The organism is Paraburkholderia sp. BR10872, assembly GCF_040965835.1.
GTDB lineage: Bacteria > Pseudomonadota > Gammaproteobacteria > Burkholderiales > Burkholderiaceae > Paraburkholderia > Paraburkholderia nodosa_A.
In genome coordinates this window covers 1-255 of the sequence record NZ_JBFRCN010000197.1, presented here as the reverse complement: position 1 = coordinate 255, position 255 = coordinate 1, and the positions used below count along the sequence as shown (strand labels likewise).

Genomic DNA, 255 nt, shown 5'->3' with positions numbered 1-255 from the left:
GACGCGAGAGCGCCGTTGGTGCATCGGGCTTGTCCATAAAGGCGACGTAATTATGTTTCATCGTCTTCACGAACGATTCGGCCATGCCATTACTCTGCGGCGAACGGACCGGCGTGGTCAGCGGCTCAAGTCCCAGTTCACGAGCGAAGCTGCGTGTGCGATGGTCGATGTAGGCCGAACCGTTGTCCGAGAGCCACTCGATGGGCTGTGTAGCCTGCGTGGTGCCGAAGCGCTGTTCGACGGCGGCCAACATCA

The 255-nt window shown here is 60.0% G+C and carries 1 pseudogene; it reads right to left on the bottom strand.

The window, feature by feature from the left end:
- Positions 1-255, bottom strand: a pseudogene (locus tag AB4Y43_RS40670) (IS3 family transposase); the annotation flags it as partial.